1 protein-coding gene is annotated in these 362 nt (G+C 63.0%); it reads left to right on the top strand.

Going from position 1 to position 362, the window contains the following annotated elements; translation table 11 throughout:
• The coding region (locus tag ACYVTD_RS18085) for a hypothetical protein (RefSeq protein ID WP_461248994.1) at positions 1–362 on the top strand (362 nt) is incomplete at both ends.

The raw sequence follows: 362 nt of genomic DNA, 5'->3' as shown, positions 1-362 counted from the left end.
GACGATCGGGGCGAAACGCAGTTTTGCCCCGATCGTCGGCGCCCCGATTGCCGCCGCCACACCCTTGTCGCAACGGCTCTCGGCGCTGGCCAAGGCCAAGGGCATCGTTCTGGGTACCGCCGCCGATACCGACAACACGCATATCATGAAGGGCTACTTCTCCGCCCTGCCTGACGGCAACCAGACGACGATCATCTATGTCTGGGACGTGCTCGACCCTGCGGGAACCCGGCTTCACCGTATCCAGGGACAGGAAATCGTCCCCGGCAACGGAACGGACCCTTGGAGCACCGTGCCGCCGAAGGTGATGGAATCAATCGCCGACAAGGCCATCGACGGCTATCTGAAATGGGTATCCGGCG

Source organism: Treponema sp. R6D11 (genome assembly GCF_054786075.1).
The sequence above is the reverse complement of the archived record's forward strand: the minus strand, read 5'-3'. Positions and strand labels throughout refer to the sequence as shown.